This window comes from Methylobacterium sp. ME121, from assembly GCF_000974725.1.
Classification (GTDB): domain Bacteria; phylum Pseudomonadota; class Alphaproteobacteria; order Rhizobiales; family Beijerinckiaceae; genus Methylobacterium; species Methylobacterium radiotolerans.
Map to the genome: position 1 here is coordinate 29,246 of NZ_BBUX01000046.1, position 16,804 is coordinate 46,049.

At 72.6% G+C, this 16,804-nt stretch carries 15 protein-coding genes and 2 tRNA genes; 7 read left to right on the forward strand and 10 right to left on the reverse strand.

Features of this window, described 5'->3' with window-relative positions; translation table 11 throughout:
* Positions 1 to 61 precede the first annotated feature (61 nt).
* Positions 62 to 1,288, reverse strand: a complete 1,227-nt coding sequence (locus ME121_RS22765) for a COG3904 family protein (protein ID WP_043074364.1) — start codon at positions 1,286 to 1,288, stop codon at positions 62 to 64.
* A gap of 58 nt (positions 1,289 to 1,346) precedes the next feature.
* Between ME121_RS22765 and ME121_RS22770 the strand changes: the two genes are divergently transcribed.
* Positions 1,347 to 1,422, forward strand: a tRNA-Phe gene (locus ME121_RS22770).
* A gap of 237 nt (positions 1,423 to 1,659) precedes the next feature.
* Here ME121_RS22770 and ME121_RS22775 read toward each other — a convergent pair.
* From ME121_RS22775 to ME121_RS22805, 7 genes are all read right to left on the reverse strand, one after another.
* Positions 1,660 to 1,751 (reverse strand) — tRNA-Ser (locus ME121_RS22775).
* A 12-nt stretch (positions 1,752 to 1,763) separates the two neighbouring features.
* Positions 1,764 to 2,621, reverse strand: coding sequence for a glycosyltransferase family 2 protein (locus tag ME121_RS22780; RefSeq protein ID WP_175654151.1), 858 nt, complete (start codon positions 2,619 to 2,621; stop codon positions 1,764 to 1,766).
* The gene (gene lysA / locus ME121_RS22785; protein WP_024829005.1) at positions 2,618 to 3,886 is read right to left on the reverse strand and encodes a diaminopimelate decarboxylase; all 1,269 of its coding nucleotides are present in this window, start codon (positions 3,884 to 3,886) and stop codon (positions 2,618 to 2,620) included. Before lysA ends, ME121_RS22780 begins: the two co-directional genes overlap by 4 nt.
* Positions 3,887 to 4,041: 155 nt before the next feature.
* The gene (locus tag ME121_RS22790) at positions 4,042 to 4,398 is read right to left on the reverse strand and encodes a hypothetical protein (RefSeq protein ID WP_012320971.1); all 357 of its coding nucleotides are present in this window, start codon (positions 4,396 to 4,398) and stop codon (positions 4,042 to 4,044) included.
* Between the two features lie 156 nt (positions 4,399 to 4,554).
* The gene (locus tag ME121_RS22795) at positions 4,555 to 4,857 is read right to left on the reverse strand and encodes a hypothetical protein (protein ID WP_012320970.1); all 303 of its coding nucleotides are present in this window, start codon (positions 4,855 to 4,857) and stop codon (positions 4,555 to 4,557) included.
* A gap of 144 nt (positions 4,858 to 5,001) precedes the next feature.
* The gene (locus ME121_RS22800) at positions 5,002 to 5,715 is read right to left on the reverse strand and encodes a hypothetical protein (protein WP_043343910.1); all 714 of its coding nucleotides are present in this window, start codon (positions 5,713 to 5,715) and stop codon (positions 5,002 to 5,004) included.
* Between the two features lie 147 nt (positions 5,716 to 5,862).
* Positions 5,863 to 6,507: a DUF1134 domain-containing protein gene (locus tag ME121_RS22805; protein WP_012320968.1), complete on the reverse strand. Its 645-nt coding sequence runs from the start codon at positions 6,505 to 6,507 to the stop codon at positions 5,863 to 5,865.
* Positions 6,508 to 6,631: 124 nt separating this feature from the next.
* Here ME121_RS22805 and ME121_RS22810 point away from each other — a divergent pair, with 124 nt between their 5' ends.
* The gene (locus ME121_RS22810) at positions 6,632 to 7,216 is read left to right on the forward strand and encodes a YHS domain-containing (seleno)protein (RefSeq protein ID WP_012320967.1); all 585 of its coding nucleotides are present in this window, start codon (positions 6,632 to 6,634) and stop codon (positions 7,214 to 7,216) included.
* Here the strand turns inward: ME121_RS22810 and ME121_RS22815 are convergent.
* Positions 7,197 to 8,069: a 3'(2'),5'-bisphosphate nucleotidase CysQ family protein gene (locus ME121_RS22815; protein ID WP_012320966.1), complete on the reverse strand. Its 873-nt coding sequence runs from the start codon at positions 8,067 to 8,069 to the stop codon at positions 7,197 to 7,199. The two genes, ME121_RS22810 and ME121_RS22815, sit on opposite strands and share 20 nt — an antisense overlap.
* A gap of 72 nt (positions 8,070 to 8,141) precedes the next feature.
* Positions 8,142 to 11,147, reverse strand: a complete 3,006-nt coding sequence (locus ME121_RS22820; protein WP_059409622.1) for a bifunctional [glutamine synthetase] adenylyltransferase/[glutamine synthetase]-adenylyl-L-tyrosine phosphorylase — start codon at positions 11,145 to 11,147, stop codon at positions 8,142 to 8,144.
* 453 nt (positions 11,148 to 11,600) lie between these two features.
* Between ME121_RS22820 and chpT the strand changes: the two genes are divergently transcribed.
* The 5 genes from chpT to ME121_RS22845 all read left to right on the forward strand — a co-directional run.
* Positions 11,601 to 12,311 (forward strand): histidine phosphotransferase ChpT, encoded by a 711-nt coding sequence (chpT, locus tag ME121_RS22825; protein ID WP_012320964.1) that lies wholly within the window; start codon positions 11,601 to 11,603, stop codon positions 12,309 to 12,311.
* A gap of 104 nt (positions 12,312 to 12,415) precedes the next feature.
* Positions 12,416 to 15,181 carry a hybrid sensor histidine kinase/response regulator gene (locus ME121_RS22830; RefSeq protein WP_012320963.1) on the forward strand — a complete coding sequence of 922 codons (2,766 nt, stop codon included), beginning with the start codon at positions 12,416 to 12,418 and terminating at the stop codon, positions 15,179 to 15,181.
* A 106-nt stretch (positions 15,182 to 15,287) separates the two neighbouring features.
* The gene (locus ME121_RS22835) at positions 15,288 to 15,806 is read left to right on the forward strand and encodes a chemotaxis protein CheW (protein WP_012320962.1); all 519 of its coding nucleotides are present in this window, start codon (positions 15,288 to 15,290) and stop codon (positions 15,804 to 15,806) included.
* Between the two features lie 11 nt (positions 15,807 to 15,817).
* Positions 15,818 to 16,210: a response regulator gene (locus ME121_RS22840; RefSeq protein ID WP_012320961.1), complete on the forward strand. Its 393-nt coding sequence runs from the start codon at positions 15,818 to 15,820 to the stop codon at positions 16,208 to 16,210.
* Positions 16,211 to 16,268: 58 nt separating this feature from the next.
* Positions 16,269 to 16,804 (forward strand): response regulator (locus ME121_RS22845; RefSeq protein WP_491892862.1); only part of this gene is annotated, 536 nt, incomplete at its 3' end.

The window sequence follows — 16,804 nt, forward strand, 5'->3', positions numbered from 1 at the left end:
GCAAAGTCCGGAATTGCCTTAAAAAGGTTCCTAGGCAACATGCGCCGAAAGAGCCCCTACCTCACTTCGGCCGCTTGCAATCCCTGAGAACGAGAGGAACGGTATTAACAGAGTTCGCAGCGGAGATTTGGAAGGAGAACTGCTGAACGTCGCCTACCCAGTTCATCAGGGCGATCATCTCTGGCGTCGCGCCTACCTTCCCTTTTGCCCTACGGTCTATCGCCGGGTTGGCTATGTCATCGAGCTTCAGGCCTTCGCCGGCGAAGGACTGCTTGGTCAGGTCCGGGATCGAGAAGATCAAAAATCCAAGCTTCGGGTTCTTGAAGTAGCTGACTAGACCGTTGAGGGTCCGCCCTGCGCCGTCGATGAACCTCGCGGGAAAATTGCTGGCCTGCCGCAAAGACTGCGGAATGACATCGTCCACGTCCATTATGGTAAGGAACTTCGATCCTTCGTCGCACATGAGCGAACCGGCATAGCGCCGCTCTCGCTTGTTGAATTCGAACCGGATGACGGTCCGGCCGTCCACGTCTTCGACGTTAAACGTGGTCTCGCCGCTCTGCCCGCTGATGACCCGCATGCGTTTGGCCAGGGCGACCGGCAGCCGGTAGACCCCGTTCTCGAAGGGGGCTGACGCGGCCGCCCGCAGTACGGCTTGGTCGATCCCCATTCGCTGGATGTACGCGGAGATGATGCTGCTGATGACCTGAGCGTCGTCACCCGAGATGGCCTTCCCGTCCACCCCGAAGCGGTGGAGGCCGAAAAAGTCGCGATCGCCGTAATCGCGCGTGACCCCTCCCAGGAACGCGTATGCGCAGGCAGAGGCGCAGGTCGCGCTATCATACGAGAAGATGTTCGTGATGCCCTCCAGCGGAATGGATCGCCCGACCATCGTGTTCATGCCAGCCTTGCGGATCATCTCACCGAGCCGCAGGCCCGCCATAAGGTTCCCCCCTAGCGAATGGAGGTGGAGATCCTTGGAGTAGCTGGCTTCGTCGCTCTTGAGGAACCGCTCAAACTCGGCCGGCGTGTCCTCTGTGATCGTCCCTGTCGCTTGGACATGGATCATCATCATGCTGACCTGCACGGCCTCGAACCGCATCGGCTTCGTCTCATCCAGTGGCAGCTTGGTGCGCTCGGACAGCTTGGTGCAGGTCTCGTTCAAGCCCTTGAGCTGACCCGCCGGGCATCCTTCCTCGGCGAGCGCCGATCCCGGTGCCAGCACCAACAGGATGAGGAGGAGGTAGCGGGTTAGAGCCGACATGGGACTGTCCACGGTGAGTTCCATTTGGGATCGACCCCACCGCCCTGTCCGAATCGCCGCGCCGGTGGGACACTCGCCCCGAGCGCCGGCAGCTGACTCGGTGATAGCGCCGCGCTGAAAACGCGGAGAGGGACGTTCAACTCGTTCCCGGGGCACCACCACCGCCCGAAACGTATCGCATGTGAGGCGCTAAGCGCCTTACGGTCTAACCTGCGATACGTTTGCGTCCAGGCTTTCAACCGGCGCCGGCAAGGACAGGGTGCCCGATCCTGTGGATTCGCGCGGCGGCCGTGGTACGCGGTGCCCAGGAATCTGTGGTACTTTTGCGGTACTTCGTGGATCGTAGATGCCGCCGGGCCGTTGTAATCGCTGCGCTTTTCGCGGCGATGCATAGGTGGCGGAGACGGAGGGATTCGAACCCTCGATACCCATTTCTGGGTATGCTCATTTAGCAAACGAGTGCCTTCAGCCGCTCGGCCACGTCTCCGGCGCTCTGGCTCTAGAAGGTCGGATCCGGCGGGTCAACCCGATCCTGGCGGGCAGCGGCCACGCGGCGGCGCTCGACGTGCTTGGCGACGCGCAGATGCCGCGAGATCGCGTAGTTCATCGCCGTCAGGAAGCCGTAGGTGCCGCGCACGAAATGGCGGCGGCCGAGATAGGCCTTCAGGAAATTGCCCGGCAGCTCGACGAACACCCGCCAGGTCGGAATCACCACGCCCCGCGCTTCCAAGTCGTCCGCCTGCTGGTCGGAGTAACGGTTCAGCTTGTCGAGCTGGTCGCCGAGCGAGCGCACCGAGAAATGGTGGATCACGCCCCTGAGCCGCCCTGGACTCACACCCGGTTCCAGCGCCACCCGGTCGTGGACCGGCGAGGCGGCGTAGCGGCCCCGGTCCTTCCGGTAGAGCCGGACCGGCGTCAGCGTGTAGGCGAGCGGGTGCGGCCGGCCCTCGCCGGGGAAGATCTCCGCGATGCCGATCCGCCACGCCGGCCGGCGCGGCTCGCCTGCGGCCCAGAGGCCCCGGATCTCCCGGACCAGTTCCGGCGGGACCACCTCGTCGGCGTCGAGGTTCAGGAGCCAGACGTGCCGGCACTGCTCCTCGGCGAAGCGCTTCTGCGGGCCGTAGCCCGGCCAGGGATTGTGCAGCACCCGCGCGCCCAGCGACGCCGCCAGCGCCTGCGTGCCGTCCGTGGAGCCCGAATCGACCACCACGAGGTCGTCGGTCAGGCCGCGCACCGCCCGGATCGTCGCGCCGATCCGGTCGACCTCGTTGTGGGCGATGATGAAGACCGACAGCGGCAGCGGCCCGTCGGGTCCCGGGGCCGGCGCGGAGGCGGCGCCCGCCGGAGCGCGGCTCACGCCAGCCAGTCCGGCACCCGGTCGAGGGCGATCAGCGCGTCGACGTCGAGGCGCGGACGGACCACCGCCGCCCGGTCGCCCCGCACCAGAACCTCCGGCACCAGCGGCCGGGTGTTGTAGGTGCAGGACTGCACCGCCCCGTAGGCGCCGGCGCTCATCACGGCGATCAGGTCGCCGGGCCTCACCTCCGGCATCTCGCGGTTGAGCGCGAGATAGTCGCCGCTCTCGCAGACCGGGCCGACCACGTCGGCGACGAGGCGCGGCGTCTCGGGGCCCGGCTCGATGACCGGTCGCAGGCCGTGATAGGCCTCGTACAGGGTCGGGCGGATCAGGTCGTTCATCGCCGCGTCGACGATCACGAAGGTCCGCCCCTCGCTGTGCTTCACGTAGAGCACCCGCGTCAGCAGGATCCCGGCATTGCCGACGATCATCCGGCCGATCTCGAAGACCGGCCGCAGGCCGAGGGGAGCGAAATGCGGCCGCAGGGTCGCGGCCAGCGCCGCCGGGTCCGGCGGCGGCGCGTTGTCGTCGCGGTAGGGGATCCCGAGCCCGCCGCCGAAGTCGATGTGGCGCAGGGGATGGCCGGCCGCCAGCAGCTCCCGGGCGAGGCCGGCCAGCAGCCGGGCCGCGTCGGCGAAGGGCGCCAGATCGGTGATCTGGCTGCCGATATGCATGTCGACGCCGTGCACCGCGATCCCCGGCAGGGCGGCCGCGGCGGCGTAGACCGCCGGAGCCCGGGTGATCGGGACGCCGAACTTGTTCTCGTACTTGCCGGTGGAGATCTTGGCGTGCGTGCCGGCATCCACGTCGGGGTTCACCCGGACCGAGACGGGCGCACGGAGGCCGAGACCCACGGCCACCTCGGACAGGACCGCGAGCTCCGGCTCGCTCTCGACGTTGAAGCAGAAGATGCCGGCCGTCAGCGCGGCCTCCATCTCGGCGCGGCTCTTGCCCACTCCCGAGAACACGATCTTCCCGGGATCCACGCCGGCGGCCAGCGCCCGCTGCAGCTCGCCGCCGGAGACGATATCCATCCCGGCGCCCCGGGCCGCGAGGGTCCGCAGGACGGCCTGGTTCGAGTTCGCCTTCATGGCGAAGCAGACCAGCGCGTCGTCGGCCGCGAACGCCTCCGCGAACACGCGGTAGTGCCGCTCCAGCGTGGCGGTGCTGTAGCAGTAGAACGGTGTGCCGACCTCCGCGGCGAGGCCGGTCAGGTCGACCTCCTCGGCGTGCAGGCGGCCGTCGCGATAGTGGAAGTGGTGCATCTCGGCCGTGTCTCGTCGCCGTGTCTCGTCCGCGCCGGAGCGCGGGCTGTTTCCCGTGAAACACCCCGCCGCGGGCCGCGGCGGGCGCGCCGCCGACCGGGTCCGACCAGGCCACCGGGCGCGCGGCACCGCGACGAGGTGCCGGCCTCCGCCCTCTACAGCAGCGGATCCAGAATGAAAGGCTCCTTGGGCACGCGGTAGCCGCGGCGCGCCCCGCGGCTGGTCTCCACCGGCGCATCGGTGCCGCCCGGCGGCACCGCCGCCGCGGAGAGCTCGTCGCCGGCGCGCACCGAGGCCGGATCCGGCTCGGGGGCGCCGCCGCCGAGCCCGACCGAGACCGGCAGCGTCCGCCGTCCGGTCGGCGCGTCCGCACTCGGCTGTGCGCCGGCCGCTGCTGCCGCGGGGGCCGCCGTCTGCGGCGGCTCCAGCGCGCCCCGTCGCCCGCAGGCGGAAGCCGCCAGGGCCACGAGGCCGGACACGGCCAGAAGTTTCAGGGCGGGTTTCGACAACATCGCGCGAGGGTCCGGCGGGCTCGGCACCGGCACGCGAGGGCCGGCGGGAGCGCTACCTTAGCCGTTGCCGCGTCCCGGCGCGAGCGCCCGCCCGCCACAGCCCGGTCGCGGCGTGCGGCCGGGCGCCGGTTCCCGGGCCGCGACGGTCGGGAGGCGTCAGCCCCGCCGCTCCTTGCCGCCCTGCGAGCCCTGCCGGTTCTTGGCGGGGGCGTTCTGCTGCTGCTCGGCCTCGTAGGCGTCGATCGCCCGGCGGCAGTTCTCGCTGAGCTTCTTCCAGTTCTTCTGGAAGCAGGCATCGGTGGCCGGATCGTCGGGGGCCAGGTTGCCGCAGTAGGTCAGGTAGTCGCCGGTGCAGTATTTCTTCAGGGTCTCATTGCCGCGCTTCGTCTGCTGCGCCGCTGCCGGCAGCGTCAGGGCAAGGGCCGCCGCGACGGCGAGGGCGATCGGCTTCAGGCGCATGGGTATCCGTACCATCTGTCGAAGTTGTGAATGCAGGACGCGTCGGCGATGCGATGATGCCTTTGCGTGGTCGAAACAAGGCAGTCATCGCAGGTTTTCGGTTGCGTTCCGGTAGCCAAACCCCCGTTCCGGGGGCGGATCCGCTCAGACCCGCTCGGGTTGCGGCATCGCCGACGCGGTCCGGGGCATCCGGCCCGGGGCCGTGAGGGCGTCGGCGACCTCGACGATTCGCCGCCGGAGATCGGCGTTCTCGCGCTCGATGCCGGCCTGCCGGTCCGGCGGCGGGCTTCCGGCCCGGTCGCTCTGCCGGTCGGCCAGGGTCAGGGCCAGGGCCTCCTCGGCCGCCTTCAGGCTCGCGCGCAGGTCGTCGCGCTCGGCCGCCAGCGCGGCGGCGTCGGGCGCCGGGGCCGGGCCCTGCCGGAGTGCCAGGAGGCTGTCGAGCAGGTCGGCATGGGCGTCCTCGAGGGCCTGGAGGGTGGCGAGGCTCGCGCTCCCGTCGTCGCGGGCGAGCGCCAGCTCGGTCTCGAGTTCCCGGGTCTTGGCCTGGGCCTGGGCGATCTCGGCGTCGCGGGCGGCGACGTCGCGCGCGAGGGCGGCGACCCGCATCGTCCCGGCCCCGATCGCCGCCATGTCGGCCTGCCGCCGCGCCTCGACGGTCTCGACCCGGCGCTCCAGGCGGCGCTGCTGCACGGCGAACTGCGCGCGCAGGAAGTCGCGCTCCGCGGCGATCTCGGCCGGGGACAGGGGCAGGCGCGCCTCGGCCCGGCGCCGCTCCAGGCGCGCGGCGCGCGTGTTGAGGGCCGGCAGCAGCAGCAGGCCGCACAGGCTCGCCGCCAGGAAGCCCAGCGCGAAGATCATCACCGTTTCGATCACGAGGGTGCAGCCCGCGCATCCGGCCGGAAAACCCGACCCGCCTTCACTCTAGCCCAGGTTGGCCGCGAGGGTGAAATCCCGCGGCGCCGGTCAATCAGAACGCGTTCCGATCCCGTGCCCGATCAGGCCGGATCAGAAAGGGTTCCAAGTGGGCTCACGGGTGAACTTCAGATAGCCGACATTGATCCCGAGGCGGGCGCCGACGCCGCTGCGGATCGGCACGACGATGACCCGGTCGTTGACCACCGCGGTCATCCCGAAGCCGCCCACCAGGTAGGCCGAGCCGTCGACGCCGGCGAAGCGGCGGTACAGGTCGCGCACGTTGGGCAGGTTGTAGACCAGCATCATGGTGCGGGCGCCGTCGCCGCCGACATCGAAGCCGACGGACGGGCCCTGCCAGTAGATGCGCCGCTGGCCGGCGTTGCGGGTGTAGAGGGTGCCCTCGCCGTAGCGGACGCCCGCCACCACGGCGCCGCCGCCCTCCTGGCCGAGGATGTAGCCGTTGGGCTCGCCCCAGCGCCGGCCCGCCTCCTCGACGGTGAGCGCGAGGCCGCGCGACACCGTGCCGAAGAACCGGTGGCCGGATTCCACGATCTCGCCGGGGCGGAAGGTCTCGGGCGTGTCGAGATCCTCGCCGGCCGCCCGGGCCGCTCCCGCCGTGCCGAGCCCAGCGAGGGACGCGCCGAGGGGCGCACCCAGCGCCAGGCCGAGGCCCGCGCGCAGGAGGGTGCGGCGATCGGTGCCGCGATCGGTGCCGCGATCGTCTCGTGCCGTCATCGTTGCCTCCTCGCCCGGTTCGATTAACCGTTCGTGCGACGGACCTGTGCCGCTCTGTCCCGCCGGGCCGGCAGAGGCCGCGCCGGGCGGATGAGTCGGACCAGCTTCTGAGGGAATCCGCAAGATGTGGTTAACGCGTCCTGACCCCGCAGCCCGCGCGCTCCCCGCGTTCGGACGGTCGGGCGCGATCATCCCGAAGGCGGCGCTCACGCTCGCGCGGGCGGCCGGGCTGTCCGCCGCGCTGGCGGCCCTGCCGGGGCTCGCCCCCGGCCGCGCCGCGGCGGAGGAGGGCCTGCCGGCCCGGACCCGGATCGAGCTGCTGACGCTCAACGGCTTCGATCCGGTCAGCTACTTCCTGGAGGGCGGGCCGCAGGCCGGTCTGGCCCGGTTCGAGCTGTCCTGGGGCGGCCAGGTCTGGCGCTTCTCCAGCGGCGCCAACCGCGCGGCCTTCCGGGACGATCCGCCCGCCTACGCCCCGCGCCTCGGGGGCTACGACGCCGCCGGGATCCTGGAGGGCCGGCTGGTGGACGCCGATCCCCTGGTCTTCGCGGTGATCGGCGAGCGCCTGTACCTGTTCCGGGATGCCGGGCGCCGCGCCCGGTTCCTGGCGGAGCCCGACCTGGCCCGCCAGGCGGAGGCGGCCTGGCCGGCCGTGAGCCGTCTGCAGGATGTCCCGCCCGACGCCCCGCCTACGGACGCGCCGCGCTGAGCGGCGCCGCCGGCCGGCCGGCCGCGCGGGCCGGCAGGGCGAGCCGCGGGGCCAGGGTCGGGTCCCCGAGGGCCGCGAAGGGACCGTTGCGGTGATCGGGCCCGTGCTGGCCGTAGCGGATCGGGCCGCCGCCCGGCACCACCACCCGGCCCCCCGCCGCCGCGACGATGTGGTCGCCCGCGGCCGTATCCCATTCCATGGTCGGGCCGCAGCGGACGTAGATGTCCGCCTCGCCGGCGGCGATCAGCGCGAACTTCAGGGCGGACCCGACCTGGCGCGTCTCCGCGACCGGCAGCGCGGCGAGGCAGGTGGCGGTCTCGGGATCGCCGTGCCGCCGGCTGCCCAGGGCGACGAGGCCCGCCACCGGCACCGGCCGCGCGCGGACCGGCCGCCCGGCCCCCGGCCGGCCCGCGACCACGGGACCCTCCAGGGTCGCGGGGCCGGCCCACCAGACCCGGCCGAGGCCGGGGGCCGCGAGCGCGGCCGCCACCGGGCGGGCGCCGGACACGAGCGCGATGTTGACCGAGTAGTCCGGCGTCCCGGCGAGGAAGTCGCGGGTGCCGTCCAGGGGGTCGACGAGGAAGAAGAGGTCAGCCGGGCGGGTCGCGTCGCCCTGGGCGCGCTCCTCGGCCACGACCGCGATTCCCGGGAAGCGCCCGGCGAGGGCCTCGACGATCAGGTCCTCGGCCTCGACGTCGGCGGCGCTGGAGGGGGAGCCGTCCGGCTTCAGGGCGTGAGGGCAGGGGCCCCGGTGGTAGCGGCGCAGGATCTCCCCCGCCGCGCAGGCGATCTCGGCGAGCGCCGCGGCGATCCGCTCACGCTCCGGCCCCGAGATCGTCGCCGCGCCCGTCATGGTGCCTCCCAAGACCGCCCTGAATGCCCGACCGGCGGGGGATTGTCGACGGCCTCCGGCCGGAGCGCCACCTCATGGGCGCTCCGGGGGCTCCCGCGCGGCGGCCGGCATCCGCGACGGCAGCCGCACCGTCCGCCGGATCCGCGCCAGCAGGGCCTGGCTCCGGCGGCGGTGGCGGCGCAGCTCCGCCGCGAGGCCGCGCGCGTCGGGGAGGCCCACGGCCTTAGCGATCTGCCGGGACGCGGTCTCGGACGGCGCGGCGGCGGGATCGGCCATCACGAGCCGCTGCCACTGGTAGACGGCGTCGAGGAACCCGTAGGTCTCGGCGAGGGCCTCGCCCGCCGCCGCGGGCAGGAGGCCGCGCGCCGCCGCCGCCCGGAACAGCGCCTCCGCGCCGAGGCCGATGCAGCCGGGCCAGTCATGGGCCTGGCTCAGCACGAGGGCCTGGGCGAGGAAGTCGAGGTCGAACAGCGCGCCGGGGGCGAGCTTCAGGTCGTAGGGGCCGGCATGGCCCCGCTCCCGCGCGACCAGGGCCCGCATCGCGCCCGCCTCGGCGCAGACGGCGGCGGTCTCGCGCGGCTGCCGGAGGATCCCGGCGATCGCGGCCGTGACGTCGGCCGCCAGGGTGGCGTCGCCGGCGACGACCCGGGCGCGGGCGAGCGCCATGTGCTCCCAGAGCTCCGCCTCGCCGCCGTGATAGGCCGCGAAGCCGCTGAGCTGCACGGCCGGCGGGCTGTGGCTGCCGTAGGGCCGCAGCCGCAGGTCGACGGCGTAGAGCCGGCCGCGCCGCGTGGCCGTGGTGAGCGCCGCGAACACGCGCTGCGCCAGCCGGTTGTAGGCGACCACGGCGTCGAGGGGGCGCCGTCCGTCGCTGGTGCGGTTCTCCGGGTCGAAATCGTACAGGAACACGAGGTCGAGGTCGGATTCGGCGCTGAGCTGCCGGGATCCGAGGCGGCCCAGCGCCAGGACGCAGCAGCGCCCCGCCGGCACCGCGCCGTGGTCCAGGGCGAACCGGCGCTCCTCCGCCTCCAGGCTCAGCGCCACCGTGGCCTCGGCGATCGCCGCGTAGGCTTCCCCGGCCTGGCGCGGGGTGAGGATGCCCGACAGCAGGCGGGCGCCCGTGACGAAGGCCATCTGCCGGGTGGCGTCCCGGCAGCGGTCGAGGCTCTCCTCGTGGCTCGCGGGCTGGCCCAGGAGCGCCCGGTACTGCGCGCGGACCTCCCCGGGATCCGTGGTCGGCGTCACGAAATCGGCGTCGAGCACGGTGTCGAGGACGTGCGGGCTCAGGCCGACCGTGTCGGCGAGGCGCGGCGCCGTCCCCAGGATGTCGGCGAACAGCAGGCGCAGGCGCTCGTGCGAGCGCAGGATGGCGAGGAGTTCGGCCACCGCGGGCATGCGCGCGAAGGCCCGGTCGAGGGCGAGGAGCGCCGCGTCGGGGTCGGCGGTCCCGCCGAGCGCGCGCAGCAGCGCCGGGAGCATCTCGGCGAGGATCTCCCGGGCCCGGCCGGTCCGCAGGGCCGGGCGGCGGCCGAGATGCCAGCCCTGCACGGTCTCCCAGGCCAGGCGCGGGTCCCGGAACCCGAAGGCGCCGAGCCGCGCCAGGGTCTCGGGATCCGGCTCGCTCTCGCCGAAGACCAGGGCGGCCCCGTCCGCGCCGGCCTCCGGCTCCGCCTCGAACAGCAGGGCGTAGTGCGCCTGGACCCGCCCGGCATGGTGGAGCAGGGCCGCCTCGAAGGCCGGCAGGTCGGGGAAGCCCGCGAACAGGGCGAGCGCGGTCAGCGCCTCGGTCCCGGTGGGCAGGCGCTGGGTCTGCTCGTCCCGGATCATCTGGATCCGGTGCTCGAGGGTGCGCAGGAAGGCGTAGGCCGCGGCGAGCTCGTCCCGGGCCCGCCCGTCGATCCAGCCCTCGGCGACGAGCTCGCCGAGCATCGCGACGGTCCGGCGGCCCCGCAGGGCGGGCTTGCGGCCGCCGAAGACGAGCTGCTGCGTCTGGACGAAGAACTCGATCTCCCGGATGCCGCCGCGGCCGATCTTGATGTCGTGGCCGCCGACCGCGACGGTCTCGTGGCCGCGGACCATGTGGATCTGCCGCTTCAGGGCGTGGATCTCGGCGATGGCCGGGAAGTCGAAGTGCCGGCGCCAGATGAACGGCGCGAGCTCCGCCAGGAAGGCCTCGCCGGCCGGGATGTCGCCGGCGATCGGCCGGGCCTTGATGAAGGCCGCGCGCTCCCAGTTCTGGCCGAGCGTCTGGTAGTAGTCGAAGGCGAAGCCGGTGGAGAGCGCCACCGCGGTCGAGCCCGGATCCGGCCGCAGCCGGTAGTCGATGCGGTGGACGTAGCCGTCGGCGGTCCGGTCGGCCAGGAGCTTCACCAGCCCCTGCGCCAGCTTCACCAGGAAGGGCTTCGGGTCGCCGCCGGTCGCCGCGGCGGCGGGCTCCGCCTCGTAGAAGACGACGAGGTCGATGTCGCTCGAGTAGTTCAGCTCGCAGCCGCCGAGCTTGCCCAGGCCCAGGACGATCAGGCCCGACCCGTCCTGCGGCGCCTCAGGATCCCTGGGCCGGTACCGCCCGGCCGCCATCCCCTGCCGGAGGAGCGCCTCCACCGCCGCGCTCACCGAGGCGTCGGCGAAGGCCGACAGGGCGCCGGTCACCGCGTCGAGGTCCCAGCAGCCGCCGAGATCCGCCAGGGCGACCAGGAGGGCGTGCGCCTCCCGGTTGGCGCGCAGCCGCCGGCCGACCTCGGCGAGGTCGGGATTCGCCCCGCAGGCGGCGCCGACCCCGCGCTGCCGCGCGATGATGTCCCGGCTCGCCGCGTCCGGCGACTGCTCCAGCAGGGCGACGAGGCGCTCGGGCGACCGGGTGGCCGCCCGCCAGAGGAAGGGGGAGTGGTCCGCGAGGCCCAGGAGCAGGTCCCGGCAGGCCGGCGTCAGGAAGCCGGCCGGCAGCGCCGGCGCGAGCTCGGCGAGCCGGGCCTGCGCGGCGTCCGGGTCGGCGAGCCCGAGCCGGGGGCGCAGGCCCGCGCGCAGCGTCGTGGCCGATCCGCTCGCCGATCCGTTCCGGGGATCGGTCTCGTCTCTCATGCCGCATCCTCCCTGGCGCGACGGGGCCGGCATCGTAGCTGACCGGGCCGCCCGTGTCCGGCCCCGCGCGCGGCGCCGGGCGGGCGCCGGGCGTTCACGATGCGGCCAGGGATGCGGGCAAGGATGTGGCCAGGGATGGGTCCGCCGCCGCGGCCGTTCCAGAGCCGCGGCGGCGGCTTCGCGGCCGCGCGGGCCCGGAATCGGGGCGCGGCCCGGCCTTCCGTCCGATCCGGTAACGCTTTTCAAAGCCGACCGTGGCGTCTATCCGTGCGGACCGGTCGTCGCCCCCGGTCCGGCCCGCGGGCCGCGCGGGATCCCTTCGGGCGACTCGATCGCCGCAGGGGCGGCCGAGGACCGGGCGGCCGAGAACCGGGCGGCCGGGAACCGGCAGCCCCACTCGGGGCCCCGGCCCGCAGACGTCCGCACCTCAGATCCGCCCGCCCGGAGCGCACCATGTCCTCCCCGACCTCGCCGACCCTGAATCTCGACGGCCTCGACCTCGCCGCCCTGCTCTGCTCCCGCGTCTGCCACGACGTGATCAGCCCCGTCGGCGCGATCGTGAACGGGCTGGAGGTCCTGGAGGACGATCAGGACGAATCGATGCGCACCTTCGCGCTGGAGCTGATCGGCAAGAGCGCCCGGCAGGCCTCGGCGCGGCTGAAATTCGCCCGGATCGCCTTCGGGGCGGCCGGGTCCGCCGGCGCCTCGATCGACCTCGCCGACGCCGAGAGCGTGGCCAAGGGCATGTTCGCCGACGACAAGACCAAGCTGACCTGGAGCGCCCCGCAGGCGCTGTTCCCGAAGAACAAGGTCAAGCTCCTGCTCAATCTCGTGATGATCGCCACCTCGGCGATTCCCCGGGGCGGCGTGATCGACGTCGTCGTCTCCGGCGACGGCGAGGCGCCCACGCTGGTGCTCAAGGCCAAGGGCTCCCACGCCCGCATCCCGCCCCACGTCGAGGAGCTGATGGCCGGCCGGCCCGAGAGCGGCACCGTCGACGCCCACGGCATCCTGCCGTTCTACGCCGGCCTCGTGGCGCGGGCCGCCGCCATGGACGTGCGCTTCGCCATCGAGGGCGATGAAGTGACTATCACCGCCACGCCCGCAGTGATCGACGCGTCCGAAGACCCCGATGGAGAGGCTTCGGACACGGCGCTGGCGTGAAACTCTGAAAAAGGCGCCGCGCGGGGCCGGGATGGAAACGCTTCCCTAACCCCGCGCGAGTAAGTAGGTTGCGCGAGACCTTCTCCGCGTAACGAGTAGCGCCTATGGACGACCTGCTTCGCGAGTTTTTGACCGAGAGCGGGGAGCATCTCGACACGGTCGATGCAGAATTGGTTCGATTCGAGCAGGATCCGAACAACGAGACTATTCTGCGGAATATTTTCAGACTCGTCCACACGATCAAGGGAACCTGCGGGTTTCTCGGCCTCCCGCGGCTCGAAGCCCTGGCGCACGCCGCCGAGACCTTGATGGGTCGATTCCGCGACGGGCTGCCCGCCACGTCCGATTCCGTGACCCTGATCCTGCTGACGCTGGACCGGCTGAAGGCCATCCTGGCCGATCTGGAGGCCACCGGCACCGAGCCCGCGGGCTCGGACGACGACCTCATCTCGGCCCTCGAGCGCATGGCCGAGGGCTCGCCCGAGCCGGCGGCCGCCGCCCCGCCGCCGCCGCCCGAGCCGGTCCTGCCCGATCCGGTGGTCCGCGAGCTGAAGCCCGGTGAGGTCTCCCTGGACGATCTGGAGGCCGCCTTCCTGGCCGCCCCCGGTCCGGACGAATCGGATTTCCTCCCGCCGCCGCCGGCCGCCCCGGCTCCGGTGCCCGCGCCTGCGGCCGCCGTCGCCCCCGCTCCGGCGCCCGCCGCCAGCGCGGCGCCCAAGGCCGAGAAGAGGCCCGAACCGGCCCGGGCCGAGCCCGTCGAGGCCGAGAAGGCCGAGCCGGCGCGCGCCGAGAAGGCCGAGGCCGTCGAGGGCGAGGCGACCGCCGCCGCCAAGAACCAGACGATCCGGGTGAACGTCGACACGCTCGAGCACCTGATGACGATGGTCTCGGAGCTGGTGCTGACCCGCAACCAGCTCCTCGAGATCGCCCGCCGGCACGAGGATTCGAGCTACAAGGTCCCGCTGCAGCGCCTGTCGCACGTCACCGCCGAGCTGCAGGAAGGCGTCATGAAGACGCGCATGCAGCCGATCGGCAACGCGTGGCAGAAGCTGCCGCGCGTGGTGCGCGACCTCTCGGCCGAGCTCGGCAAGCAGATCGACCTCGTGATGGTCGGCAACGAGACCGAGCTCGACCGGCAGGTCCTCGAGGTCATCAAGGACCCGCTGACCCACATGGTCCGCAACTCGGCGGATCACGGCCTCGAATCGACCGCCGAGCGCGTGGCGGCGGGCAAGCCCGCCCGCGGCACGATCCGGCTCGCCGCCTACCACGAGGGCGGCACGATCACGATCGAGATCGCCGACGACGGCAAGGGCCTGAACCTCGCGGCCATCCGCAAGAAGGCGGTGGAGCGCGGCCTCGCCTCCCAGGCCGATGTCGAGCGGATGACCGACGCCCAGGTCGCCAAGTTCATCTTCCACGCCGGCTTCTCGACGGCGGCGGCGGTGACCTCGGTCTCGGGCCGCGGCGTCGGTATGGACGTGGTCAAGACCAACATCGAGACCATCGGCGGCCTGATCGACATCGCCACCACGGCGGGCCGCGGCACCACCTTCACCATCAAGATCCCGCTGACCCTGGCCATCGTGGCCGCCCTGATCGTGCGGGCCGGCGAGCACCGCTTCGCCCTGCCGCAGGTGGCGGTTCTGGAGCTGGTCCGGGTCGATGCCGGGGCGCAGCGGGTCGAGCACATCAACGGCGCGCCGGTGCTGCGCCTGCGCGAGCGACTCCTGCCGATCGTCTCGCTCACCGGCCTGCTCGGGCAGTCGAGCCCGGGCGGCGAGGCGGAGCAGGCCGGCTTCGTGGTGGTCGCCCAGGTCGGGCGCGAGCGCTTCGGCATCCTCGTCGACGAGGTCTTCCACACGGAGGAGATCGTCGTGAAGCCAATGTCGGTGAAGCTGCGGCACATCCCGATGTTTGCCGGCAACACGATCCTCGGCGACGGTGCCGTGGTGCTGATCGTCGATCCGAACGGCGTGGCCCGCCAGGTGGCGCAGGGCGTCCAGGGCAGCGGCGGCCACATCGACGCCGACGCCGACGAGGCGGTCGAGATGGCCGACACCAAGACCACGCTCCTGGTGTTCAAGGGCGGCCAGGGCAGCTTCAAGGCGGTGCCGCTGTCGCTGGTCACCCGCCTCGAGGAGATCGAGTGCGCCAAGGTCGAGTGGCTGGGCGGCCGCGCGCTGATCCAGTACCGCGGGCGCCTGATGCCCCTGGTCCCGGCCGACGCGGCGATCACCATCAAGTCGGAGGGCACGCAGGCCCTGGTGGTGTTCTCCGACGGCGAGCGCGCCATGGGCCTCGTGGTCGACGAGATCGTCGACATCGTCGAGGAGCGCCTCGACATCGAGATCGCCGCGGACCGGTCGGACCTGATCGGCTCGGCGGTGCTGCGGGGCCGGGCGACCGACATCATCAACATCGCCCACTTCCTGCCGCTGGCCTACGACGACTGGGCGCGCGGCCTGAAGCGGCCCGAGCAGATCTCCACGATCCTGCTGGTCGACGACTCGGCCTTCTTCCGCGACATGCTGAGCCCGGTGCTGAAGGCCGCGGGCTACCAGGTGGTCACGGCGTCGAGCGCCGAGACGGCCCTGTCGACCCTCCAGTCCGATCCGCAGATCGAGGTGGTGGTCACCGACCTGGAGATGCCGGGCCGCAGCGGCTTCGACCTCGTCGCCGCCATGCGGCGGGCCGAGCCGCGCCTCGCCGGGCTCCCGGTGATCGGGCTCACCGGCGCGATCGGCGCCGACGCGGTGGAGAAGGCGCGGGCGCTCGCGATCAGCGACCTCGTGGCGAAGTTCGACCGCAGCGGCCTGATCTCGGCGCTGGCCGAGATCGGCGCCGCCACGGTGTCGAAAGCCGCCTGAGCCTCCGCGCCGACCGCCCCAGGGCGATCGACCCGCGCCGATCGACCCAGGCCGATCGCCCCATGCCGATCGCGACGATCGCGACGAACGAATCCGGAGAGTTCCGATGCAGGCTGCCAACGCCAACACCAGCGGCGCCACCACCAACGGGGTCGAGACCGGCGCCACCGACGACTTCGTCACGGTCTATGTCGGCGAGACGCTGTTCGGCCTGGCGATCGAGCGGGTCCACGACGTCTTCGTCCCGTCGGGCGTCACGCCGGTGCCCCTGGCGCCGGCCGAGATCGTCGGCCTCCTGAACCTGCGCGGCCGGGTCGTGACGGCCATGAGCCTGCGCCGGCGCCTGGGCCTGCCCGACGCGGAGGCCGAGGCGGACGGCACCAAGGCCAGCCCCAAGATGGCGATCGGCCTGGAGCAGGCCGGCGAGACCTTCGCGCTGGTGGTCGACGGCGTCGGCGAGGTGCTCAAGCTCGGCGCCGACAGCCGCGAGGCGGTGCCGATCAACCTGGATCCGCGCTTCCGCGACCTCGCCACCTGCGTCCACCGCCTCGACGGGCGGCTCCTGGTGATCCTCGACGTGGACGCGCTCCTCGGCTTCACGCCCGCCGGCGCCAAGGCGGCTTGAGGGAGAGGTCGATGAAGGCGCCCCACGAGACCACCTGCCTGGTGGTGGACGATTCCGCGGTGATCCGGAAGGTCGCCCGGCGGATCATCGAGGATCTCGGCATGAACGTCAGCGAGGCCGAGGACGGCAGCGCCGCCCTCGAAGCCTGCGCGGCCAGCATGCCCGACGCCATCCTGCTCGACTGGAACATGCCGAACATGGACGGCTACGCGTTCCTCCAGGCCCTGCGCCAGAGCGAGGGCGGGGGCGCGCCGAAGGTCCTGTTCTGCACGACCGAGAACGACGTCGGGGCGATCGCCCGCGCCCTCCGGGCGGGGGCCGACGAGTACATCATGAAGCCCTTCGACCGCGACATCCTGACGGCCAAGCTCGAACAGGTCGGTCTCGTCGCCGACGCGGCCTGATCGCCCGCTCCCTGACCCGCGGCCCGAGCCCCGCGACCCTGCACCCGAGGCAATCATCATGGCCCTGAGTCCCGCGGTCGCCCCGCTGCGCACGCCGCCAACCCAGAGCACGACCTCATCGGCCACGGCGATCCGTGTCCTGGTGGCCGACGATTCGGCCGTGGTGCGCGGCCTCGTCGCCCGCTGGATCGGCGAGGCCGGATTTGAGCTCGTCGGCACGGCCTCGAACGGCCGGATCGCCCTCGAGCTGATGGCCAAGCACGACCCGGACGTGGTCCTGCTCGACATCGAGATGCCGGAACTCGACGGCACGACCGCGCTGCCGCGCATGCTCGCCATGAGCCCGAGCGTGCAGGTCGTGATGATGTCGACGCTGACGACGCGCAACGCCGACATCTCGCTGAAATGCCTCGCCCTCGGCGCGGTGGACTACATCGCCAAGCCGGAGAGCAGCCGCGGCGTCACCACCTCGGACACGTTCCGGGTCGAGCTGATCGAGCGCGTCCGCGTGTTCGGCTCCGCCCGCGCGCGGAACCGGCGCCCGGCCGCCGCGCCCGCCGGCCACGCCCCGGGGCACCACGCCGCGCCCGCACC